This is a genomic window from Pseudomonas sp. R1-18 (assembly GCF_051132095.1).
Lineage (GTDB): Bacteria > Pseudomonadota > Gammaproteobacteria > Pseudomonadales > Pseudomonadaceae > Aquipseudomonas.
Genome location: NZ_CP071658.1, coordinates 1,679,746 through 1,700,558, shown reverse-complemented (window position 1 = coordinate 1,700,558; position 20,813 = coordinate 1,679,746). Strand labels below are relative to the sequence as shown.

The following is a 20,813-nucleotide window of genomic DNA, read 5'->3' as shown; positions in this document are numbered from 1 at the left end:
ATCCTTAATCCTCGACCACCCAGGTGTCTTTAGTCCCGCCGCCCTGAGACGAATTGACCACCAGCGAACCCTCGCGCAATGCAACACGCGTAAGGCCGCCCGGGACTACCCGGGTTTCGCGACCGGACAGGACAAACGGACGCAGATCGATGTGCCGCGGGGCGATACCGTTTTCGACGAAGGTCGGACATGTCGAGAGCGACAGCGTCGGCTGTGCGATGTAGGCATGAGGCTTGGCCTTGAGACGGGCGCGGAAGGCCTCGATCTCCGCCGCGGTCGCGGCCGGCCCGACCAGCATGCCGTAGCCGCCGGAGCCCTGGGTTTCCTTGACCACCAGATCTCCCAGATTGGCCAGCACATGAGACAGCTCTTCAGGCTTGCGACACTGCCAGGTCGGAACGTTCTTGAGGATCGGCTCTTCGTCCATGTAGAACCGGATCATATCCGTGACGAATGGGTACACCGACTTGTCGTCCGCGACCCCGGTGCCAATGGCGTTGGCCAGCACTACATTGCCCGAACGATAGGCCGACAGCAGGCCGGGCACGCCCAGCATGGAGTCGGGATTGAACGCCAGCGGGTCGAGAAAGGCGTCGTCGAGACGGCGATAGATCACGTCAACCGCCTTGGGTCCATCAGTGGTACGCATGAACACCTTGTCGTCGCGTACGAACAGATCGGCGCCCTCGACCAGTTCGACGCCCATCTCTCGCGCCAGAAAGGCATGTTCGAAGAATGCGCTGTTGAATCGCCCGGGTGTCAGCACCACCACGCTCGGGTTGTCCAGGGGGCTGGAACTCTTGAGTGTGTCGAGCAGCAGACTGGGGTAATGGTCGATCGGCGCGATGCGCTGGGCGGCAAACAGTTCGGGGAACAGGCGCATCATCATTTTGCGGTCTTCGAGCATATAACTCACGCCGCTTGGGGTACGCAGATTGTCTTCAAGCACGTAATAAGTGCCATCGCCGTCTCGCACCAGATCGACGCCGGATACGTGCGAGTACAGATCGCGATGCAGGGTCAGCCCTTGCATGGCCAGCTGATACTGCTCGTTGGCGAGCACTTGCTCGGCGGGGATGATGCCGGCTTTGATGATCCTCTGGTCGTGGTACAGGTCGGCAAGAAACATGTTCAGTGCCTTGACGCGCTGGATACAGCCGCGCTCTACCATCCGCCATTCGGTGGCCGGTATGCTGCGTGGAATTGTATCGAACGGGATGAGCCGTTCGGTGCCCTGCTCGTCCCCGTACAGCGTGAAGGTAATGCCCGCACGGTGGAACAGCAGGTCTGCTTCCCGCCGGCGCTGCGCCAGCAATTCGGTAGGTGTATCCGCGAGCCATCGGGCAAATTCCCGGTAATGCGGTCGGGCTGCGCCGGTCGCATCGTACATCTCGTCATAAAAGGTGCGGTTCATTGCCGTATTCCTTATCACCCTGGACACCTGCACCTCACACCTTCGCAAGGCCCGTGCCAGCGGCATTAATGCTTTGATATCAATTACTTGGGTAAATATCAGGCATGTGTCGCACCATTCCTGTGCAATAACCGCCCCGACTTGTTCTTGTCCGCTTCATTGAGAAGCGTCGGGTTGTAGCAAAATCTATGACTGGCATAGCCAGAGTCGATTTCCCGAGCCTGGCTCGCCTGTCCATAATCGACAGCATCAAGCGCAGAGAGATCAATAAATTGCAGCGTTTTCGCTGCGGATCGTCTTCGCCAGACCTCTTTTCCAACAGCGGCCCCTGTCCGCTGTCGACCTGAAACGAACTTCCCTTTGAGCCACTCCATGAGTGGCTTTTTTTTTCGCTCTTTTTCAGCGGGAACAAAAACGGCCGATCCGGAGGTGTCCGGGATCGGCCGATGTACTTTTCATGTACCTTCAGGCGTGCAGCCTTCTCACCTCCTGTGTCACACCCCAACCTTCAACCTCCCCGTCCATTGGCGAGATCACTGCCTGAAAATCCTGCTCGAAGTCGCCAATGCCGTCGTACGTGGCGTACATCACCTTGCTCAACTGCAAGTGCCAGGCACCGTCATCCCGGATATTGATTTGCGTATTGATCGATTCACCACGGAACTGTTGTGCTGCCTGCCGGGCCCGTTCCTCATCCGGGAACACGGCGTAGAACTCGATAGGGTAAATACGTGCGAAGTCAAAGCCGCCTTCCTTCATGCGGCGCAACACATTGCTACTGATGTCTTCTTGATAGGCTGTGCTCATGAAACGTCCTCCTATTCAACGATAGATAGAGTTTCAACTCTTCCGGGACAGCTTCTTGTGAGCGCTGTCGCACGTCAGTCAAACCGGCGTGTGGAATCAAGCATGTGGCTGACCAGACCCGGCCTGCGCAGCAGACCGGTGTAGACATGGCAGAGACCGTTCGGACAGTCTCGATTGCAGAGTAGACCTATCGTTGGCTCGCTGCCAAGTGGCTGACAACGCGAGCCATTGCGACAGGGTGCGGTTCAGACGACTTCTGTAATGGAAATGATCTGGACACTGTTCTGGGCCTTGAGGGTTTTCACCGTCGGCTCATCAGTCCGGCCCTCCAGATCGTTCAGATCCAGTTCATCGGTCACTGGAAACAAATCCTTGCGCAGAAGACGCGCCACCTCCTCCTCACTGGGGCGGTCCTGAAGATCAACATCGACACGCTGCTGTACACCGTCCTTATCGAGATACGAAATGGCCCACTGTTTCATCAATGCCTCCGAAGAAAGCCAGTGACTCTGGCTTACATGATCTGGACATTTCGGCGGTGATGTTCGTTCCAAGCAAATGCGGGCAAAACAAAGGCCCCTGACGAGAACGCAAGGGGCCTTCGGGAGCACGCCTGGCGGTCAGAGCCTGTTTTTGCTGGCTTCCACGCCTGCGGTGTTATCCAGCAGACTTTTGGTCGCTGTCTGCAGGAAACTCTCCAGCTTGTGCCTGAGCTCCTCGGTGTCCGGCGCGTCCGGCACCAGCTGGGCACCCGGATTGGCGCCCAGCGTGTAGGTCAGAACCTTGGGCGGCATATCGGTCGGTTCGATGAGGATGCGGTTGCCGCTGACGATGGCCACCACCTGCTCGCCACCGGACGGTTTGATCACTGCGAAACCCTTGTCGCCCTGAGGCAGGTTCAACAGATCACGCCCCCAGCACTGATGTCGGGTCTGACCACCCAGACGCCCCATGATGGTCGGCACAACGTCCATCTGGGTACCGACGACGCTGCTGCGCCGGCCGAATTTCTCCTGAACCCCCGGACCGATCAGCAGCAGCGGCACGTTGAAACGGCCCAAGTCCATTTCGGTGAGCTGTCTGGCGTTACCAAAGCCGTGGTCGCCCAGCACAACAAACAGCGTTTCCTTGAAGTACGGTTCTTTTTTGGCTTTCTCGAAGAACTGGCCCAACGCCCAGTCCGAGTAGCGCATGGCGGTCAGGTGCTCGTCGAGCGTGCCGTGACCGGTTACGCGCTCCACCGGCAGGTTAGTCGGAAGCGCGTAAGGGGTGTGGTTGGACAGGCTCTGCAGCAGCGCATAGAACGGCTTGCCGCCGTCGCGTGCCTTGAGTTCCTGGGCGCCACGGTCGAACATGTCCTGATCGGACACACCCCAGGTCGGATCGGAAAAGACCGGATCCACGAAGTCCTCACGACCGACGAAGTTGGTCATGCCCTGATTGCTGAAGAAACCGGACTGGTTATCCCAGGCGAAATTGCCGTTGTAGACGTACACATCATTGAATTTACGACCGGTACTGAGCAGCTGCGGCAGGCCGGACAGTTTGTGACTGCCTTCAGGCGTACGCATCAGGTACTCGAAGCCCGGCAGGTTCGGGAAGCACGCCATGGTGGCGAACATGCCCTGGTGGGTATGAGTGCCCGCCGAGAAGAACTGGTCGAACAGCAGACCTTCCTTGGCGAGTTTGTCGAAGTAAGGGGTGATATTGGCGTCGCTGCCCAGTGCGCCGACCGAGTGCCCGGCGAAGCTTTCGAGCAGAATGACCACCACGTTGCGGATCGGCAAGGTGTTCTGCGCAGGCGGATTGAAGTCACGGCGCACGGCGGCGATGTCGCCTTCAACCAGCGTGTCGTGAGGGGTCAGCAGCATGTCGCGCACGGTCTGTTGTGCTTCGGCCTGGGGCAGGGTCGCCTTCCAGACGTTGTCACGATGAGCCGACATGCGCGCCTTGCCGGCGCGGATCAGCGTCAATGTGCCGTTGAGACCCAACTGATTGGCGAAGTTGGATTCCGTGGTGTAGGCATCGCCCCAACGCAGCGGCGGGCCTTGACGCAGCGTGCCACGGGCGGCAACCACCGCCACCAGCAGGACCACGAAAAACACGCCGGCGCGCATGTACCAGGGCGCAATCGAGCGAGCGCCGATGCTGGTGCTGCCTTGCCCAGATCCAACACGCGGGCGGGTTGCACGGTCGATCACCTTGAATACCAGACTCAGCAGCCAGGTCACCAGGGCCCAGGCCAGCAGATAGCGTGCGACGGGGAACCCGTACCAGAGCATGCTAAGGACCGTCTTGAGGTCCTCTTCCACGTACTGGAACACCAGACCGTTCAGCCGCTGATGGAACTCGCGATAGAAGTCCATTTCCATCAGGCCGAAAAACAGCGTGATGCTGCCGACCAGCGTCAGCCAGAAGCGGAAGAAACCTCGCGCCGCCATCGCCCGTACGCTGAACAGCGCCAGCATCAACGGGATCAGCAAATAGACCGTCAGACGCAAATCAAAGCGCAAACCGTTGAACAGCGCCTCGATGAAAGTCGAAGCAGGCGTATCACCGATCATCTCGCGGTTATAGGCCAGCAGACCTACGCGCAGCAGCGTATACATCACCATCAGCGCCAGCCCGCTGAGCAGCATGTAAGCAAGGTGGGATCTGATCGTTGGAGGATTCAGGCGGGACAACGCCTGCCGGTCTGTCCGGGCGTCCGTGTGGGCCATATTTATTGTATTCCGGTAAATTCAGCGAATGATTCGGAAGTGCGGTGCCGGTCGCGATGCGAAGCCAGGGCACACGGAGCATTGCCAGTGTTCAGGCAAAAAGCTCAAGACAATGAAGGAGTTTCACGTCGCGCGGGATTCTGAACAGACTGGTGTGAAAAAATTGTCACGCAGACAGGCGGGCAAGCTGCAGAAGCGCTCTGGGCAGCACTTCTGCACGGTTATTCGGACGCGAAGTGTTCTGGTGCAGCGGTCTTTAGATGCGCACGTTGCCGCGGGGCCCTGCAATCGCCCAGATGATCAGCCCAAGCACGGGCAGCAGCGCAATCAGCAGCACCCAGAGGATCTTGATGCCGGTTTCCGTGCCGCTTTTCAACACATGGATGATTGCCCAGATATCCAGTGCCAGAATGATAAGGCCGACCAGACTGTTGAAGGTGGATCCCATGATGTTGTCCCCGAGTAATGACTGAGACCTGTAGGATAACGGTGCTCTTCAGGGGTTCCGTTGAACCAACCGGCTGATTTAATGTTCGGAAACTGAGTCAGCGATTTTCGCCCTATGCCATCCGCCATTCGAGACAGGTGAAGCCGTTCATGCAAACACCCGCGCACCCCCGAACGCTTTGGGCAACATGGTATGCCCAGGCGCAGAACAGCCCCATGGTCAGCCTGGGATTCGCCCTGGTCATGCTCACATTGCTGGGTCTGAGTTTCGTCAGCCTTTACAACGCTTTCTTCGGCGTCAGCAAGGTCAACCTCGAACACGCCATCATTGGTGGCTGCGCGGGCTTTGGCGCCACGGCGCTTGGCGCGGTCATGGCCATTGCCTTTAGAGATATTGCGCAGCGCACCCAGGACATCATGCTCGGCTTTGCGGCAGGCATGATGCTGGCGGCCAGTTCGTTCTCGCTCATCCTGCCCGGCCTCGCCGCCGCCCGGGAAATCACCGGCACCGGGCCGCTGGCCGCCGCCACGGTCGTCACCGGCCTGGGGCTGGGCGTACTGCTGATGCTCGGCCTGGATCGTTTCATACCCCACGAACATGAAAGCGTCGGTCGTCAGGGCCCGCACTCGGAGCGGATCAACCGGGTCTGGCTGTTTGTGCTGGCGATCACGCTGCACAACCTGCCGGAAGGCATGGCCATCGGGGTCAGCTTCGCCAGCGGCGACATGAATGTCGGCCTGCCGCTCACAACCGCCATCGCCATTCAGGATATCCCGGAAGGCCTGGCGATCGCCCTGGCGTTGCGAGCCACGGGGTTGTCGTCGATAAAAGCCATGCTGGTCGCTGTCGGGTCAGGCTTGATGGAGCCGCTGGGCTCGATGATCGGCCTGGGCATTTCCAGCGGCTTTGCAATCGCTTACCCGCTGAGTCTCGGACTCGCGGCAGGCGCGATGCTGTTTGTCGTGTCCCATGAGGTGATTCCCGAGACCCATCGCAACGGCCACCAGACCTCGGCGACCCTGGGCCTGATGGGCGGATTCGGCGTCATGATGTTTCTGGATACCGCGCTGGGTTAAGCCTTGGCGCGCAATGCCTCCAGCGACGGCGCGGCATGGATGCCCGCCGTTGCCGCAAGCTCCAGCACCCGAGCCTCATCACAGCCGTAGACCAGAACGGCTTGCAGTTCGTCATCCAGCGGCTGGCTGAAATCCATCAGTACGTAGCCACCCATCTCCTTGTTCATCGCGCCAAGCTGGATCTGGATGCGGTTGAGCGCCACCAGTGGCTCGACCTTGGCCAGCTGCTTTGGCTTGATGTTGAATGACACGTCCTTGCCGAACGACGACACGATCTGCTCGAACAACTCCATGTAAGTGTCGCCCTGGAACAGCACCGTCTCCGGCAGACTGCCGACCACTACCCATTCGCCCAGCGGGATGGGAAAGCTGTCGTCGTAGTTGATATCGGGGTTGGCGGCCAGGAAGGCCGAAGGGTCGGCATACGCCTGAGCGGCTTCATCGGCGATACGCGCGATTTCGTCCTCGCCCATGCAGCCCGAACTGACTTTGGTGATTAATTCAATGAGGGTGTCGTTCATGGCGGGTCCTGAAGGCGAGCGAAAAAACAGGCGCGAAGGATAACGGGAAATCCTTCGCTGCTCTATTGATTCAGCCATCGACCCGCTTATCGATTCAGTCGTCCGCGACCGAAACCGCGATTCGACCGTTCCCGGTTCAGTTGCCCAAGCTGGCAAGCTGCGCGGCGGTTTCCGTCGCACCCATGGCTTGCGCGGCGCCCAGCGCGTTGATGCCTTTGGCATCGCGCGCATGCAGGTCGGCGCCTTGGGCGAGCAGATACTCGACGATGGCCGTGCGGTTGAACATCGCCGCCATCATCAGCGCGGTCCGCCCGTCAGTGGACGCGCCGTCGACGCTGGCGCCGCCCTCGACCAGCAACCTGACCATTTCCAGATCACCTTTGAAAGCCGCACCGGCAATCGGCATCTGGCCGTTATCGTTATGGATCTGCGGGTCAGCCTGATGGCTTAGCAGCACGCGTACCGCTTCCTGATGACCGTGGTAACTGGCGAGCATCAGCAGCGTGTCGCCCTTGTGATTACGCAGATTGACCGGAAAACCCTGCTCCAGCAAACGGCCCAGCGTCGCTGCATCGCCTTGGCGAGCGACGTCGAAAACCTGCTCAGCGAACTCCGCTGCCTGCTCGTCAGTCACAGTATTGGGCTCATCGGGCCTGGTATCAGTCATATGTCACTCCTTGGCGGGTATGGGTGCGAGGCTGCTCGCTGCTCGGCGCAATGCCCGCAAGTCTTGCGGGGTGTAGGCGCAAGGTCAAGCTATGTGATTGATAGCCAAGACTCATTTCGCGCCGCGCCTCAGATCTGCATGGATTAACCCGCAAAATGCAGGGTGCACGACAGCCATTCATGCAAAATGCACGAGAGCTGATTTTTTACTCTAGACCAAGTCATTGATTTTAAAAGGCTTTATTGACCGGCGAAGACTGGCACAGACACTGCAATAGTCTCTGCACGCTTGTTATCCCATTGAGCAATGGAGCCGTTAGACATGACTTTCATTCAAGAAAAATTCGCTTCCGTATTCTCCGACTACGACGTTACCACCCAGGCTCGTCCAGACGGCGGCGTGCTGTTGTGCCTGCGCAATCACGAGGGCAAGCAGATCCGCCGTTCCGTGTCTTACGCTCAATTGCACACCCCTGTTCAACTGGAATGGGTCATCAGTGCCATCCGCCGCGACCTGGCTGCGCAAGCCTGTGAGCTGCCGGCTATTTCCATGTTGCAGAGCCAGCATCGCTTCGACCTGCCGACTTATCACACCCGTTGATCGGCCATCAGATTTCTTGCACGCCGCCCTTTAAGGGCGGCACGCGATACTCGATCCTCCCGCCCTGCTGACCGCGCTCGCCTTTCGAGACGCGGTTTTTTTTTGCCAAATTTAAAGTGGTTCAGCGGATCAGCCCTCTGCAAAGCGCTTCACCTACCGCCTGAGCCCGATTGGCCACCCCCAGTTTCCCGTAGATCGTCTTGAAGTGATATTTGATGGTCGATTCGGACACCTCGCGTATGAGCGCAATTTCCCAGGCGGTCTTGCCCTCGCGCGCCCATTGAAGGATTTCCAGCTCCTTGCCGGTCAACCCACGCGAGCGGAAGCGAGTGCCCCGCCCGACCATGTGCAGCACCGGCATCAGGCTGGTAATCAGATATCGATCCTGGGTAGTCAGGCCACGCTGCATCGCGTTCAGGGTGCAGACCGAAGTCACCCCGTTCACTCCCCGGCTGTGGCTGCTATACCCGTAAGACAGCGCGGGCAGCAACTGACACGTCTCGACCACTTCTTCGTAACCGCACGGTGGTGTGTACAGCCTGAACGCTTCACGCCAGTCCACAAACCCCATGCGATTGCGGTAGTAGCGGAGCACCGGGTCCTCCGAGACCAGATGCTCGCGCTCGAACGTATCGCCCCAGTAATCATCGACATCGACCGTTACGAACGTCAGTAGCAGCGAACCTTTGAACTGGTAGAACATCGCCCGCTCGCAGTCGCATTCACGCATCAGCCACTGAAGTGCATTTTCGATGGCTATCCGGCCATCGACCTCGGTAATACTGCTCACCATTTGTTGTATGAGTTGATCCATCGTTTTATTGACTGTTCTGGCACTGCGCATCACTGCCGCTCCTTTGCGACCCGGTATCGCGATTGATTGCCGATCAAGGGGGGTCAACGGCGCAGAACTTACACGAATAAATTCGTTTAAAAACAGCCGAAAAAACAAACAGGATTTACCTACAAACGACCGTGCCCATTCGCACCGAAAGCTCGGACGGCGCCTACAGAAATGGTCCGAACCTGTAGGACCCACGAGGCCGTGGTCCCTGCGGAGCGCGGGCTCGCCTCAGTCTTCGATTCCGGGGAATTGGCCGGCAATGTCGTCGCCGGTCGGCAGCGGTACGCCACTATTGGCAGTCCTGGACAGGCTGATCGTTACCAGTCGGGGATGCTCGCCGACATTGAACCAGCGACGAGTGCCCGCCGGTATCGAGAGGACGTCGTTTCGCTCGCACAGTACCGCGTAAACGTAGTCATCGAGATGCAGCATGACCAGCTCCTGGCCCGCCACACAGATCCGCGTCTGGTCCCCGTCTACACAGTGTTCCCGCTGTAACTCGCCGGCTAATCCGGACGCATCGGGGCTGCGGCTGTCGATATCGATCACGCCCACAAGGCCATAATCCCGGCTGGCGACCAGGGGGTCGATGAGGCTACGGAAGGCGCTGATGATCGCCTCGTGACCGGCGACCGGCGGGATCGGCCCGGTCGGTTCGCAGCGGTCGAACAGCACACCGTGCTCGGCCAGCGTCGAGGCAATATCCTCCAGATGGGTCAGTATTTTGTCCGGCTGCCAGGGGCTGGATACGTGATACACGGACAGGCTGCTCATGACGAAAACTCCTCGGGTTCGGTGATTTCAAGGGTGAGCTGTCTGCAGCTCATACGCCCTGATCTTTGTTGAGCGTGACGATCATCGCGGCCGCGGCCAGCGCCGCGATGCTGGCGATGGCGAATGTCCAGCCCGGACCCAGCGCGTTCCAGCTGTAGCCGGAATACAAGGCGCCCAGCGCACCGCCCACGCCGGATAAGGCCGCATAAAGCGCCTGGCCCTGGCCCTGCTGACGCGAGCCGAAGCTGCGTTGCACGAAATGAATGGCCGCTGCGTGGAAACTGCCAAAAGTCGCCGCGTGCAGGACCTGCACCAGCAGCAGAACCGGCAGGTGCTCGGCGAACGCGGCCAGCAGCAACCAGCGCAACGCCGCCAACAGAAAACTGGCCAGCAGTACGGTGCGCACCGAAAAGCGCTGCATGACGCGGCCCATCACCATGAACATCAACACCTCGGCCACCACGCCGACCGCCCACAGCACGCCGATCAGACCGCGACTGTAGCCCAGCGCTTCAAGGTATAGCGTGAGAAAGGTATAGAACGGCCCATGGCTGAGCACCATCAACGCCACGCTGACGTAGAACGCCAGCACGCCGGGGCGCATCAGCTGGCGGATGAAGCCGCCCTCGCCCGGCACCGGCGCGCTGATCAGCGGCTGAGCGTTGGGCACCCACCAGCTGCTCAACGCAATGCCCAGCATGATAGCGAGCACCACATGCGGGAAAATGTCCAGACCGAATCGTTCGAACAGGCCGCCCAGCGCCACCACCGCCAGAATGAAGCCGATCGAGCCCCACAAGCGGATCTGGCTGTAGCGCGAGGTCTGGGCACGCAGGTGGGCCAGCGTGATGACCTCGAACTGCGGCAGGATGGCGTGCCAGAAAAACGCATAAAGCGCCATGACCATCGCCAGCCAGGCGTAGGACTTATCGACCAGGATCAGCGAAAAGGCCAGCAGGGTGCAGATCGCACCGAACCTCACAATCGCCAGCCGTCGACCGGTGTAGTCCCCGAGCCAGCCCCAGAGGTTCGGCGCGACGCAGCGCATCAGCATGGGGATGGCGACCAGCTCGCCGATCCGCGCGCTGGAAAAGCCCAGATGATCGAAGTACAGCGCCAGAAACGGCGCCGCCGCGCCCAGCAACGCGAAATAGCACAGGTAAAACCCCGACAGCCGCCAGTACGGCAGCGGCGCGGTGGGCTGCGGCGTCACTCAGACTGCCGCCGCGGTCATTACAGCTGGCCCAGCACAGGCGTGGTCACGCGCACGTCGGCGTTCTGCCCGCGGTGACGCAACAGATGGTCCAGCAACACGATCGCCATCATCGCTTCGGCAATCGGCGTGGCACGGATACCGACGCAAGGATCGTGGCGACCTTTGGTGATGACGTCGGCCGGCTGGCCGTCAACATCGATGGAGCGGCCCGGCGTGGTGATGCTGGACGTCGGCTTGAGCGCCAGGTGGGCGATAATCGGCTGCCCGGAAGAAATGCCGCCCAGAATGCCACCCGACTGATTGGACAGAAAACCCTGAGGGGTCAGCTCGTCACGATGCTCGGTGCCACGCTGCGCCACGCAATCGAAACCGGCACCGATCTCCACGCCCTTCACCGCGTTGATGCTCATCAGCGCGTGGGCCAGTTCGGCATCGAGGCGGTCGAAGATCGGCTCGCCCAGACCCGGCTTGACGCCCTCGGCGACCACGGTGATCTTCGCGCCAACCGAATCCTGGTCGCGACGCAGCTGGTCCATGTAGGCCTCAAGCTCGGCAACCTTGTCCGGGTCCGGGCAGAAGAACGCATTCTGCTCGACCGACTCCCAGGTCTTGAATGGAATCTGGATCGGACCCAGCTGGCTCATGTAGCCGCGGATCACGATGCCTTGGGTCGCCAGGTATTTCTTGGCGATGGCACCCGCTGCAACGCGCATGGCGGTTTCCCGCGCCGAACTGCGGCCGCCGCCGCGGTAGTCGCGAATGCCGTATTTGTGGTGGTAGGTGTAGTCGGCGTGAGCCGGTCGGAACAAGTCCTTGATCGCCGAGTAGTCCTTGGACTTCTGATCGGTGTTGCGAATCAACAGACCGATGGACGCACCAGTGGTCTTGCCCTCGAACACGCCGGAAAGGATCTCGACCTCGTCGGCCTCCTGGCGCTGGGTGGTGTGACGACTGGTGCCGGGCTTGCGCCGGTCCAGGTCGCGCTGCAGATCCTCAAGGGAGAGCTCGACCCCCGGCGGGCAGCCGTCAACGATAGCGACCAGCGCCGGGCCGTGGCTTTCGCCGGCGGTGGTGACAGTGAACAGCTTGCCGAAAGTGTTGCCGGACATGCGGGCGCTCCGAGAAATCAGCTAAAGGACCAGTTCGATCAAATCGAGCGCGCCAGTATACGCAGGCTGGACGCGCAGATCATCCTCGAACCTTCTGCGCGGGGATGCGTCCAAGCCTCACCCGAACCAATGATGGCCTTGCGATGTTATCCGGTATTTCCCCGCTCCTGCTCCTCAAGCCCCTGCGAATCCTCGCCGTGATGCTCGCCCTGCCCCTGGCCGTGCTGGCCGGTCCGACCCAGGCTGCAACACCCGACGTGGTGCAACGCCCGATTACGCTGGATACCGACGATGGGCAACTGTTCGGCACACTGCTGCTGCCCAAGTCGAGCAAGCCGGTGCCGGTGGTGCTGATCATTGCCGGCTCCGGGCCGACCGATCGGGACGGCAACAACCCTGAAGGCGGACGCAACAACAACCTCAAGCGGCTGGCGGTCGTTCTGGCGCAGCACAACATCGCCAGTGTGCGTTACGACAAACGCGGCGTGGCGGCCAGCAAGGCGGCCACGCCGGACGAGCGCGACCTGAGCGTCGAACGCTACGTCGCCGACGTGCAGGCCTGGGCGCAGAAGCTGCGGGCCAACTCGCGCTTGAGTCAGTTGATCCTGCTGGGCCACAGCGAAGGCGCGCTGGTGGCTACGCTGGCGGCGGAAAAAGCCGGTGCGGCCGCAGTGATTTCGGTAGCTGGCACAGGGCGCCCGGTGGATCAGGTGCTGCGCGAACAGTTTCAGGAACGCCTGCCGCCGGAGCTGCTGCAGCGTGGCAATCAGCTGCTCGACATCCTCAAAGCCGGCGAAACCGACGATCAAGTGCCTGCGGAGCTGCAGGTCGTGTTCCGGCCCAGCGTACAGCCCTATCTGATTTCGCTGTTTCAACAGGACCCGGCGGCAGCGTTCGGCCGCCTGAAGATGCCGGCGCTGATCGTCCAGGGCCGTAACGACATACAGGTCGGCGTGCGCGACGCCCTGCTGCTGCACAAGGCGCGACCGGATGCGGAGCTGGCGCTGATCGACGGCATGAACCATGTATTTCGCATCGTGCCCGACGATCTTGAACAGCAGATGTTGTCGTATCGCAACCCGACCGCGCCGCTCGCCGACGAGCTCACGACGCGGATCCTGCGCTTCATCGAGGCGCTGCCTCGCAGCTGAAAGGAGTGTGGGCCGAGAAATCTCGATCGGCCCTTCAGACTCCGCGATCCTGGCCGATAGCGATTTGCTGGCGCTGTGTTTGCTGCACAGCGCCAAGGACAGGATCACCGTTAATGACCGACACCACTACCATGACCGACACCGCCGAAGACGCCGCCAAGACCGAAGCCGCGCAACCTCTGCTGCCTTGGGAAGACGTGCAGCCCGAGCACTTCCAGATGCTGCGCCTGTCGCCGTTGCCGACCGACAGAGCCACCGGCGGACGGCCGTTGCGCTTCGTGCAGTTCGGCCGCGCCGAGCGCCACAGTAAGGAACTCAGCCTGCTGCGCATCAATGTTCAGTTGCCAGGCCAGCGGGTTCGCAAGGAACAGAACAACCTGGATATCTGGGTCGATCACCAGAAGCGCGCCGTACGCTTCGGTCCCGAATCGGGCTTGCAGATCGAGCCCTGGAATCGGGGAATCGGCCGGTTCCTGATTGCCCACGTGGTGCATTGGGCGCAGAAGAAGTGGTCGTCCTACAAGATCGAAGGCGTTGCGCTGGCGAGCAAGGACGGCCTGAACGAAGATACCCGGCTACGTCGGGATCACTTCCTGCGTACTTTGGGTTTCGAAGTGGTGTACGCCGACGCGCAACACATGAAGGGCAGCATCAAGGATGTCCACGTCGGCAACCTGCACAGCACCTGGAACACCGACAAAGTGCAGATCATCGAGATTCTCGAAGCGTCGCAAATGCTGGAAAAGGCCGAGCAGAACCTGGCCGAGCAGGAAGTGACGATTCGCAAGCATGAGGATCGGGTCAACAAATACAAGCGTGAGGACAGCGGCCTGCGTTTCACCATCGCCTGTCTGGTGACTTTCGCCGTATTCCAGGCCGGTCTGCTGATCTGGATCGCGACCCACCGCTGATGCGTTGCGAGGCGGGGCTGGCGTCAGCCCCGCTATTCAAGCCCCCCAGACTCTTCAAGCAAGTACTCAGACCCGCGAAGCAAAGAGCGCCTGATGGTCGCGGCACTGCTGCGCCGTTAGCATGAATACGCCGTGCCCGCCGCGCTGGAAATCGAGCCACGCGAAGTCGACTTCAGGATAAAGCGCCTGGACGTGAACCTGACTGTTGCCGACCTCGACAATCAGCAGACCTTTCTCGGTCAGGTGATCGGCAGCCTCGCTCAGCATGCGCCGCACCAGATTCAATCCGTCACTGCCACATGCCAGCGCCAGCTCCGGCTCATGCTGGTACTCATCGGGCATGTCGGCGAAATCTTCCGCGTCCACGTATGGCGGGTTGGAGACGATCAGGTCGAAACGCTGACCCGGCAGGCCTTCGAAGCCGTCACCCTGCACAGTGAAGACGCGGTCTTCGACGCCATGCCGCTCGATGTTCTGGTTGGCGACCTCCAGAGCGTCGTAGGACAGGTCCGCCAGTACCACTTCGGCATCAGGGAACACGTCAGCGCAGGCGATGCCGATACAGCCCGACCCGGTGCACAGGTCCAGGATGCGCGCAGGGTCGTTCGCCAGCCAGGGCGCGAACCGTTCTTCGATCAGCTCGGCGATGGGCGAGCGCGGGATCAGTACGCGATCGTCGACGATGAACGACATACCGCAGAACCAGGCTTCACCCAGGAGATACGGGGTCGGCACGCGCTCGTCGATACGACGCTTGATCAGCTTCTGCAACTCGGCGATCTCGTCGAGTTCGAGGCGGCAGTCCAGATAGCTGTCGGCGATTTCCCATGGCAAATGCAGGGCTCCGAGCACCAGCTGCCGCGCTTCGTCCCAAGCGTTGTCGGTACCGTGACCGAAAAACACGTCTTCTTCATGGAATCGGCTGACAGCCCAACGGATATGGTCGCGCACGGTGCGCAAACGGGAGGTGATCATGGGCTAACTCCTTGGGGAACGGCTGGCCTGTCGGCGGATCCGGAACTGTATCAACGATGCGGCGTTCGCATTCGGGCGGGGTGGAAGTTTCTATCATTCAGGTCGCATCATCAAGGCAAACCGCCAGCAGCCAGAGCCCGAAAATGCTCCGCAGCCCAGAAAAGCCGCGGCCTGCGATGGTTCCCATTCCCAGAATGCCTCAGCCAGAGGACAATGGCACAAAAGCCCCACCCCAAGGAGCCCCGGGATGTCCCCCATCAAGACCATGTTTCAACTCAGCGGCCGTGTTCATGCGCAGGCCAGCCTGAGCAACGCCACGTTGATTATCATCGACGCCCAGAAGGAATATCTCAGCGGCCCGCTGGCGCTGACCGGCATCGACGAAGCACTGGCCAACATCGGTCTTCTGGTGGCCAAGGCACGAGCGGTCAAATGTCCTATCGTGCATGTACGCCACCTGGGTACCGTGGGCGGGCTGTTCGACCCTCAAGGCGAACGTGGCCAACTAGTGCCGGAGCTGGTGCCGCAAGGTGACGAGCATCTGGTGGAAAAACGACTGCCCAATGCGTTCAACGGCACCGGCCTGCACGAGTTGCTCCAGAGCCTTGGGCACCTGGACCTGGTCGTGTGTGGATTCATGAGCCATTCGAGCATCAGCACGACGGTACGCGCGACCAAGGATTACGGCTATCGCTGTACGCTGGTCGACGATGCCTGTGCCACTCGGGACCTGCCCAGCGCCGATGGCGTGGTCAGCGCCCAGGTCGTACACCGTACCGAGATGGCGATCATGGCCGACAACTTCGCGACCCTGGCCTTGACCCGGGACCTGATCTGACCCGCTGTTTCGGGGTGACGGCGTGGACCGGTCGAGATAACCGCCTATCCGTTACCTCACCTGCGCAGCCCGTGCCGGGGAACCCCGGCCGCCTCGCCCGGTCAGACCGCCGATACCCTCCGAGGATAGCGGAATGAAAATATCCGACGGTTTTGACGCTCGCCGCCTGCGTCCCAAAGGCCAGCGTAACTGGGGGAGGCGCATCGTCAGTACCATTGCTGTCCTGCTCGCGGTCTCCGGTGTACTGCTCCTGTTGGCCGGAGTATTGGGGCTTATCGGCCACCCACAGGCAATTGGCGACCTGAGCGCCAGCCCCGGCGGCGCTGCCGTGATCGGGGTCATCGGGTTGTTCGTGCTGTATCTGGGAATAGCGCTGTGGCGCCGTTGCCGCCGGCGTAGCCGTCAGGCCCATGGCTTGAGCATGTCGGCGCACCTGATGAAAAAACACGACTGACCATCCTGCCCCGCGCGGTTAGACTGGCGTCCTACGCGGAGGCCCCATGCAAGACGACGATTTTTCCCTGTTCCGAAACGAGACGCGTGGCGTCAAGCCGCTCAAGCATGAGCACGCCGATGTCGGCAAACCGAAAACCGATCGCAAGCTGCTGGCCAAACTGCGCCAGTCGGCCACGGTCCGAACCGATTCGGTGACTGTCGATGGATTGTCCGATCAATTCGTGATCGATGTCGGCCCCGAAGACGTCCTGAACTGGGCGCGCGACGGCGTGCAGGAAGGCCAGATGCGCAAGCTCAAGCTGGGCCAGATCAGCTTCGAAGGCAGCCTGGACCTGCACGGCATGAGCGTCGAGCTGGCGCGCGAAACGCTTTGGGAGTTTCTGGCGGAAGCCACCCGACTGGAGATCCGCTGTGTTCGGGTCACCCACGGCAAGGCGGTGCGGCTGGACGGCAAGCGGCCGATGATCAAGAGCCACGTCAACACCTGGCTGCGCCAGCACCCGCAGGTGCTGGGCTTCTGCTCCTGTCTGGCCAAACACGGCGGAGCCGGCGCGGTGTACGTCATGCTCAGGCGCACAATGATGGAAGGCCGCGACGAATAGCGGCCAACGCACTGCTGGCAGTTCATGGTCGCCTGATTTACGCGTATGTCGTACCCCTGCGGCCATTGCTACGCTAGTATGTGCGCCTCGGCGAGGGCTCTGCCCTTGCGTTCATCGAACCCACACGGAAACACAGCCCTGTGACACTGGAACAGAATTACACCGCGATATTGGGTCAATTGGGCGAAGACGTCTCGCGCGAAGGTCTGCGCGATACGCCCAAGCGTGCCGCCAAAGCCATGCAGTACCTGTGTCGCGGCTACGAGCAGACGCTCGAAGAAGTCACCAACGGCGCGCTGTTCAGCTCTGACGCAAGCGAAATGGTGATGGTCAAGAACATCGAGCTGTATTCGCTGTGCGAGCACCACCTCCTGCCCTTCATCGGCAAGGCGCATGTCGCCTACATCCCGAGCGGCAAGGTGCTGGGCCTGTCCAAGGTCGCGCGCATCGTCGACATGTACGCGCGCCGTCTGCAGATCCAGGAAAACCTCAGCCGCCAGATCGCCGAGGCCATCCAGAAGGTCACCGGCGCGCTTGGCGTTGCGGTGGTGATCGAAGCTCAGCACATGTGCATGATGATGCGCGGTGTCGAAAAGCAGAATTCAGCGATGATCACGTCGGTGATGCTGGGTGAGTTCCGTGAAAACGCCGCTACCCGCAGCGAGTTCCTCAGCCTCATCAAATGAGCCGGCCGGTCGGTGCCGCTGGCTGCCAGCCGGAACCGGCCGACGATCTGTCCTCGTGATTCGCAGGAGTTGCAACCGTGTTCATGAAAGCGCTCAGGGTTGGCCTTGGCCAGCTCATTATCGTTGGCGACTTCCTGACCCGTCCGGGCAAGAAGCAGCGCGATCCGCAGGCTCAGGCCGCCGTCGACGCATCGGCCAAAGGGCTGGCTCTGTATCAGTTTCACGCCTGCCCGTTCTGCGTGAAGACGCGTCGCGCGTTACGTCGCCTCAATGTGCCCGTGGCCTTGAAGGATGCGAAGAACAACGAGGCCGATCGCCAGGCGCTGCTGGCAGGCGGCGGCCGGGTAAAGGTGCCTTGCCTGCGTATCGAGGAAAACGGCAAGACCACCTGGATGTACGAATCGAAGGCGATCATCGACTACCTCGATCAGCGCTTCAACGCGGCCTGATCAGCCTCGACTCTAGGTTGCCGCCTGCGCTCAGCGCGGGCAGCCTTCCTCGCGGCAGGCCACGTAATCTTCCAGCTGCTTCACACGTAACCGGGTGTGCTTCGTCAGGCATTGGGACTGCACAAGTGGCCACATCGAACCGCCATCCTGAGCCTTGCCGGCCACATAACCGCAGTCAGCGTCGCGAAACGCTATCCACTTGAGCTGTGCGTCTTTCAAGGCCTGTTTCTTTGCCGGATCCGTGAGCCAGGCCATCTGCGCCTTGTAATGTTTGTTGAGCTGCCCATCGAGCGTCGACAGCTCTTTGGCTGCGCATTGATTCATGCTCGCCTGACTGGCGTCGCAGTCCTGCGCCTGGGCTGAACAGCCAATACCAAGCGCCATCAGCGCCGCCAGAATCACTATTGAAAATCGCATGAACATCTCCCTATGGATCGAGCCCGCACTGGTGAGCCAAGTGCGGGCGACTGTAAAACGGCGATGGGCGCGCGCTGACGTCAGTCCAGCATGCCCACGTAACCCGGCTGCTCGCGCACACGCTGCAACCACTGGATGATGCCTGGATAAGAAGCCAGATCGAAGCCGCCCTGATGCGCCACATGGGTATAGGCGTACAAGGCGATGTCGGCGATGGTAAGCGTTTCGCCAACCAGAAAGGGCGTGCGCTTGAGCTGATGCTCCATCACCGCGAGCGCGCGATGCCCGGATTTCTGCAGCGCCCGATACTCATCGGCCCGGTCAGCCGGCATACCCAGATAGAATTCGATGAAACGGGCTACGGCAATCGAAGGCTCGTGGCTGTACTGCTCGAAGAACTGCCACTGCAACACCTGCGTGCGCAGGCGCGGCTCGCTCGGCAGATAAGCCGTGCCGTCGGCCAGAAAGTTGAGGATCGCATTGGACTCCCACAGACAGGTACCGTCTTGGAGTTCCAGAACCGGAATCTTGCCGTTGGGATTCTTGTCGAGGAACGCCTGGGTCCGGGTTTCGCCCTTGAGAACATCCACCGGCACCCACTCGCAGGCCGCACCCAGCAGGCCGAGCATCAATTTGATCTTGTAGCAGTTGCCCGAGTTGTAGTCCCCATACACTTTGTACATCGCCCTGCCCTCTTCGAAATCCCTGTTTTTGAACGCGCCAATGCTGCGTCGACTGGCACCGCAATGTCCAGTGACGAGTTGAGCGCAACTGTAATGGCGATTCTCAGAATCGCTGTATCGTAGCGCCGCCGTCACATGCGTTTAGGCTCAGGACCGATCTGCAACGCATGTTCTCAAGGAATCGCCACATGACCGAGATCCTGAAGGCGCCGCTCCGCCCTCTGGCCGACACCTCGCCTTCGGCCGTGGTCGCCGGTTTCATCGCCATGATGACCGGCTGCACCAGCTCGCTGGTGCTGATATTTCAGGCGGGGCAAGCCGCCGGCCTTACCGAGGGGCAGATTTCATCCTGGTTATGGTCACTGTTCATCGGCCTGGCGGTGTGCAGCATCGGCCTGTCATTGCGCTACCGCACCCCTGTCACCGTGGCCTGGTCCACGCCCGGCGCGGCATTGCTGATCACCAGCCTGGGCGGCGTCAGCTACCCGGAGGCGATTGGCGCGTTCATCACCAGCGCGATTCTCGTAACGATCTGCGGCCTGACCGGCAGCTTCGAACGCCTGGTCAGACGCCTGCCGGCTTCGCTGGCGGCCGCCTTGCTGGCAGGAATTCTGTTCAAGATCGGCAGTGAGATTTTCATCGCGGCCCAGCATCGTACCGCGCTGGTGCTGGGGATGTTCTTCACCTACCTAATCGTCAAACGACTGTCGCCGCGTTATGCGGTGCTGGCGGCGCTGACGGTTGGCGTGGTGCTAGCGGGCCTGCTGGGGCTGCTGAATTTCAACGGCTTTGCCCTGGAACTGGCGGCGCCGGTCTGGACCACGCCGAGTTTTTCCATAGCCGCCACGATCAGCATCGGTATTCCTCTGTTCGTTGTCGCCATGACCTCGCAGAACATGCCCGGCATGGCGGTCCTGCGCGCCGATGGCTACGACACGCCTTCCTCGCCGCTGATCACTGTCACCGGCATCGCTTCACTGGTGACCGCGCCCTTTGGTTGCCACGGTATCAATCTGGCAGCCATCAGTGCCGCCATCTGCACCGGCCCGCATGCGCATGAGGACAAGAACAAACGCTATACCGCGGCCGTCTGGTGCGGGATTTTCTACGCCATTGCCGCGCTCTACGGCGCCACGCTGGCGGCGCTGTTCGCTGCATTCCCCAAGGAGCTGGTGCTGTCGATTGCCGCGCTGGCGCTGTTCGGTTCGATCATCAACGGCCTGACCGTGGCCATGAGCGAGCCCAGCGAACGCGAAGCGGCACTGATCACGTTCATGGTCACCGCTTCGGGTCTGACGCTGTTCTCGATAGGCTCGGCGTTCTGGGGAATAGTGGCGGGCGCGGTGACGATGCTGATTCTCAACAGCCGCCGTCCCGTGTGAAACCGTAGGAGCGCGCTTGCCCGCGACGAGGCCGGTAAAACGACACGAATATGTCGGCTGCCAGTAC

General features: G+C 60.9%; 25 protein-coding genes. 10 read left to right on the top strand and 15 right to left on the bottom strand.

What is annotated here, in order from left to right; translation table 11 throughout:
• Nucleotides 1-4: 4 nt before the first annotated feature.
• The 6 genes from J3P77_RS07980 to J3P77_RS07955 all read right to left on the bottom strand — a co-directional run bounded on the left by J3P77_RS07980 (nt 5) and on the right by J3P77_RS07955 (nt 5,389).
• The gene (locus J3P77_RS07980) at nt 5-1,414 is read right to left on the bottom strand and encodes a circularly permuted type 2 ATP-grasp protein (RefSeq protein WP_434680935.1); all 1,410 of its coding nucleotides are present in this window, start codon (nt 1,412-1,414) and stop codon (nt 5-7) included.
• Between the two features lie 98 nt (nt 1,415-1,512).
• Nucleotides 1,513-1,788 (bottom strand): hypothetical protein, encoded by a 276-nt coding sequence (locus J3P77_RS07975; protein WP_434680933.1) that lies wholly within the window; start codon nt 1,786-1,788, stop codon nt 1,513-1,515.
• A 91-nt stretch (nt 1,789-1,879) separates the two neighbouring features.
• Nucleotides 1,880-2,221 carry a ribonuclease E inhibitor RraB gene (locus tag J3P77_RS07970; protein WP_434680931.1) on the bottom strand — a complete coding sequence of 114 codons (342 nt, stop codon included), beginning with the start codon at nt 2,219-2,221 and terminating at the stop codon, nt 1,880-1,882.
• Nucleotides 2,222-2,466: 245 nt separating this feature from the next.
• Nucleotides 2,467-2,703, bottom strand: coding sequence for a hypothetical protein (locus J3P77_RS07965; RefSeq protein WP_434680930.1), 237 nt, complete (start codon nt 2,701-2,703; stop codon nt 2,467-2,469).
• 138 nt (nt 2,704-2,841) lie between these two features.
• A complete protein-coding gene (locus tag J3P77_RS07960) occupies nt 2,842-4,941 on the bottom strand; it encodes an LTA synthase family protein (protein WP_434680928.1) in 2,100 nt (699 codons plus the stop codon).
• Between the two features lie 256 nt (nt 4,942-5,197).
• Nucleotides 5,198-5,389 (bottom strand): PLDc N-terminal domain-containing protein, encoded by a 192-nt coding sequence (locus tag J3P77_RS07955; RefSeq protein ID WP_434680927.1) that lies wholly within the window; start codon nt 5,387-5,389, stop codon nt 5,198-5,200.
• 149 nt (nt 5,390-5,538) lie between these two features.
• Here J3P77_RS07955 and J3P77_RS07950 point away from each other — a divergent pair, with 149 nt between their 5' ends.
• Nucleotides 5,539-6,465 carry a ZIP family metal transporter gene (locus tag J3P77_RS07950; protein WP_434680926.1) on the top strand — a complete coding sequence of 309 codons (927 nt, stop codon included), beginning with the start codon at nt 5,539-5,541 and terminating at the stop codon, nt 6,463-6,465.
• Here the strand turns inward: J3P77_RS07950 and J3P77_RS07945 are convergent.
• Both J3P77_RS07945 and J3P77_RS07940 read right to left on the bottom strand, forming a co-directional pair.
• Nucleotides 6,462-6,986 carry a hypothetical protein gene (locus J3P77_RS07945; RefSeq protein ID WP_434680925.1) on the bottom strand — a complete coding sequence of 175 codons (525 nt, stop codon included), beginning with the start codon at nt 6,984-6,986 and terminating at the stop codon, nt 6,462-6,464. The two genes, J3P77_RS07950 and J3P77_RS07945, sit on opposite strands and share 4 nt — an antisense overlap.
• Before the next feature lie 136 nt (nt 6,987-7,122).
• Nucleotides 7,123-7,653 (bottom strand): ankyrin repeat domain-containing protein, encoded by a 531-nt coding sequence (locus J3P77_RS07940; RefSeq protein WP_434680924.1) that lies wholly within the window; start codon nt 7,651-7,653, stop codon nt 7,123-7,125.
• A 321-nt stretch (nt 7,654-7,974) separates the two neighbouring features.
• Here J3P77_RS07940 and J3P77_RS07935 point away from each other — a divergent pair, with 321 nt between their 5' ends.
• The gene (locus J3P77_RS07935) at nt 7,975-8,253 is read left to right on the top strand and encodes a DUF3509 domain-containing protein (RefSeq protein WP_434680923.1); all 279 of its coding nucleotides are present in this window, start codon (nt 7,975-7,977) and stop codon (nt 8,251-8,253) included.
• A gap of 121 nt (nt 8,254-8,374) precedes the next feature.
• Here J3P77_RS07935 and J3P77_RS07930 read toward each other — a convergent pair whose 3' ends face one another.
• The 4 genes from J3P77_RS07930 to aroC form a co-directional block, all read right to left on the bottom strand.
• The gene (locus J3P77_RS07930; RefSeq protein ID WP_434680922.1) at nt 8,375-9,097 is read right to left on the bottom strand and encodes a LuxR C-terminal-related transcriptional regulator; all 723 of its coding nucleotides are present in this window, start codon (nt 9,095-9,097) and stop codon (nt 8,375-8,377) included.
• A gap of 228 nt (nt 9,098-9,325) precedes the next feature.
• Nucleotides 9,326-9,871: an acireductone dioxygenase gene (locus J3P77_RS07925; protein ID WP_434680920.1), complete on the bottom strand. Its 546-nt coding sequence runs from the start codon at nt 9,869-9,871 to the stop codon at nt 9,326-9,328.
• 49 nt (nt 9,872-9,920) lie between these two features.
• The gene (locus J3P77_RS07920; RefSeq protein WP_434680918.1) at nt 9,921-11,084 is read right to left on the bottom strand and encodes an MFS transporter; all 1,164 of its coding nucleotides are present in this window, start codon (nt 11,082-11,084) and stop codon (nt 9,921-9,923) included.
• A 20-nt stretch (nt 11,085-11,104) separates the two neighbouring features.
• A complete protein-coding gene (gene aroC / locus J3P77_RS07915; RefSeq protein ID WP_434680916.1) occupies nt 11,105-12,196 on the bottom strand; it encodes a chorismate synthase in 1,092 nt (363 codons plus the stop codon).
• A gap of 143 nt (nt 12,197-12,339) precedes the next feature.
• On the opposite strand from aroC, the gene J3P77_RS07910 reads away from it, so the two are divergent.
• Nucleotides 12,340-13,347: an alpha/beta hydrolase gene (locus J3P77_RS07910; RefSeq protein WP_434680914.1), complete on the top strand. Its 1,008-nt coding sequence runs from the start codon at nt 12,340-12,342 to the stop codon at nt 13,345-13,347.
• Between the two features lie 113 nt (nt 13,348-13,460).
• Entirely contained in the window at nt 13,461-14,258 is a 798-nt protein-coding gene (locus tag J3P77_RS07905) for a hypothetical protein (RefSeq protein ID WP_434680913.1), read from the top strand.
• A gap of 66 nt (nt 14,259-14,324) precedes the next feature.
• Here J3P77_RS07905 and prmB read toward each other — a convergent pair whose 3' ends face one another.
• On the bottom strand, nt 14,325-15,233 hold the full coding sequence (prmB, locus tag J3P77_RS07900; RefSeq protein ID WP_434680911.1) for a 50S ribosomal protein L3 N(5)-glutamine methyltransferase: 909 nt from the start codon (nt 15,231-15,233) through the stop codon (nt 14,325-14,327).
• 247 nt (nt 15,234-15,480) lie between these two features.
• On the opposite strand from prmB, the gene J3P77_RS07895 reads away from it, so the two are divergent.
• The 5 genes from J3P77_RS07895 to J3P77_RS07875 all read left to right on the top strand — a co-directional run bounded on the left by J3P77_RS07895 (nt 15,481) and on the right by J3P77_RS07875 (nt 18,264).
• Nucleotides 15,481-16,071, top strand: a complete 591-nt coding sequence (locus J3P77_RS07895) for a cysteine hydrolase family protein (protein ID WP_434680909.1) — start codon at nt 15,481-15,483, stop codon at nt 16,069-16,071.
• A 133-nt stretch (nt 16,072-16,204) separates the two neighbouring features.
• Complete coding sequence (locus J3P77_RS07890) at nt 16,205-16,525, top strand: hypothetical protein (protein WP_434680907.1); 321 nt, start codon at nt 16,205-16,207, stop codon at nt 16,523-16,525.
• 46 nt (nt 16,526-16,571) lie between these two features.
• A complete protein-coding gene (locus tag J3P77_RS07885) occupies nt 16,572-17,129 on the top strand; it encodes a Smr/MutS family protein (protein WP_434680905.1) in 558 nt (185 codons plus the stop codon).
• Between the two features lie 140 nt (nt 17,130-17,269).
• Nucleotides 17,270-17,815, top strand: a complete 546-nt coding sequence (folE, locus tag J3P77_RS07880; protein ID WP_434680903.1) for a GTP cyclohydrolase I FolE — start codon at nt 17,270-17,272, stop codon at nt 17,813-17,815.
• A 77-nt stretch (nt 17,816-17,892) separates the two neighbouring features.
• Nucleotides 17,893-18,264, top strand: coding sequence for a glutaredoxin family protein (locus tag J3P77_RS07875; protein WP_434680901.1), 372 nt, complete (start codon nt 17,893-17,895; stop codon nt 18,262-18,264).
• A gap of 30 nt (nt 18,265-18,294) precedes the next feature.
• Here J3P77_RS07875 and J3P77_RS07870 read toward each other — a convergent pair whose 3' ends face one another.
• Nucleotides 18,295-18,681: a lysozyme inhibitor LprI family protein gene (locus J3P77_RS07870; protein WP_434680899.1), complete on the bottom strand. Its 387-nt coding sequence runs from the start codon at nt 18,679-18,681 to the stop codon at nt 18,295-18,297.
• An 80-nt stretch (nt 18,682-18,761) separates the two neighbouring features.
• Complete coding sequence (locus J3P77_RS07865; protein ID WP_434680897.1) at nt 18,762-19,364, bottom strand: glutathione S-transferase family protein; 603 nt, start codon at nt 19,362-19,364, stop codon at nt 18,762-18,764.
• Between the two features lie 188 nt (nt 19,365-19,552).
• Between J3P77_RS07865 and J3P77_RS07860 the strand changes: the two genes are divergently transcribed.
• On the top strand, nt 19,553-20,746 hold the full coding sequence (locus tag J3P77_RS07860; protein WP_434680896.1) for a benzoate/H(+) symporter BenE family transporter: 1,194 nt from the start codon (nt 19,553-19,555) through the stop codon (nt 20,744-20,746).
• Nucleotides 20,747-20,813 lie beyond the last annotated feature (67 nt).

What these genes read in the sequence shown, in the direction of transcription:
- J3P77_RS07980 (WP_434680935.1), bottom strand. Translation starts at nt 1,414, where the DNA reads ATGAACCGCACCTTTTATGACGAGATGTACGATGCGACCGGCGCAGCC.
- J3P77_RS07955 (WP_434680927.1), bottom strand. Translation starts at nt 5,389, where the DNA reads ATGGGATCCACCTTCAACAGTCTGGTCGGCCTTATCATTCTGGCACTG.
- J3P77_RS07950 (WP_434680926.1), top strand. Translation starts at nt 5,539, where the DNA reads ATGCAAACACCCGCGCACCCCCGAACGCTTTGGGCAACATGGTATGCC.
- J3P77_RS07925 (WP_434680920.1), bottom strand. Translation starts at nt 9,871, where the DNA reads ATGAGCAGCCTGTCCGTGTATCACGTATCCAGCCCCTGGCAGCCGGAC.
- J3P77_RS07885 (WP_434680905.1), top strand. Translation starts at nt 16,572, where the DNA reads ATGCAAGACGACGATTTTTCCCTGTTCCGAAACGAGACGCGTGGCGTC.
- J3P77_RS07890 (WP_434680907.1), top strand. Translation starts at nt 16,205, where the DNA reads ATGAAAATATCCGACGGTTTTGACGCTCGCCGCCTGCGTCCCAAAGGC.
- J3P77_RS07865 (WP_434680897.1), bottom strand. Translation starts at nt 19,364, where the DNA reads ATGTACAAAGTGTATGGGGACTACAACTCGGGCAACTGCTACAAGATC.
- J3P77_RS07960 (WP_434680928.1), bottom strand. Translation starts at nt 4,941, where the DNA reads ATGGCCCACACGGACGCCCGGACAGACCGGCAGGCGTTGTCCCGCCTG.
- J3P77_RS07965 (WP_434680930.1), bottom strand. Translation starts at nt 2,703, where the DNA reads ATGAAACAGTGGGCCATTTCGTATCTCGATAAGGACGGTGTACAGCAG.
- prmB (WP_434680911.1), bottom strand. Translation starts at nt 15,233, where the DNA reads ATGATCACCTCCCGTTTGCGCACCGTGCGCGACCATATCCGTTGGGCT.
- J3P77_RS07905 (WP_434680913.1), top strand. Translation starts at nt 13,461, where the DNA reads ATGACCGACACCACTACCATGACCGACACCGCCGAAGACGCCGCCAAG.
- aroC (WP_434680916.1), bottom strand. Translation starts at nt 12,196, where the DNA reads ATGTCCGGCAACACTTTCGGCAAGCTGTTCACTGTCACCACCGCCGGC.
- J3P77_RS07975 (WP_434680933.1), bottom strand. Translation starts at nt 1,788, where the DNA reads ATGGAGTGGCTCAAAGGGAAGTTCGTTTCAGGTCGACAGCGGACAGGG.
- J3P77_RS07935 (WP_434680923.1), top strand. Translation starts at nt 7,975, where the DNA reads ATGACTTTCATTCAAGAAAAATTCGCTTCCGTATTCTCCGACTACGAC.
- J3P77_RS07910 (WP_434680914.1), top strand. Translation starts at nt 12,340, where the DNA reads ATGTTATCCGGTATTTCCCCGCTCCTGCTCCTCAAGCCCCTGCGAATC.
- J3P77_RS07870 (WP_434680899.1), bottom strand. Translation starts at nt 18,681, where the DNA reads ATGCGATTTTCAATAGTGATTCTGGCGGCGCTGATGGCGCTTGGTATT.
- J3P77_RS07945 (WP_434680925.1), bottom strand. Translation starts at nt 6,986, where the DNA reads ATGAACGACACCCTCATTGAATTAATCACCAAAGTCAGTTCGGGCTGC.
- J3P77_RS07930 (WP_434680922.1), bottom strand. Translation starts at nt 9,097, where the DNA reads ATGCGCAGTGCCAGAACAGTCAATAAAACGATGGATCAACTCATACAA.
- J3P77_RS07860 (WP_434680896.1), top strand. Translation starts at nt 19,553, where the DNA reads ATGACCGAGATCCTGAAGGCGCCGCTCCGCCCTCTGGCCGACACCTCG.
- J3P77_RS07940 (WP_434680924.1), bottom strand. Translation starts at nt 7,653, where the DNA reads ATGACTGATACCAGGCCCGATGAGCCCAATACTGTGACTGACGAGCAG.
- J3P77_RS07970 (WP_434680931.1), bottom strand. Translation starts at nt 2,221, where the DNA reads ATGAGCACAGCCTATCAAGAAGACATCAGTAGCAATGTGTTGCGCCGC.
- J3P77_RS07895 (WP_434680909.1), top strand. Translation starts at nt 15,481, where the DNA reads ATGTCCCCCATCAAGACCATGTTTCAACTCAGCGGCCGTGTTCATGCG.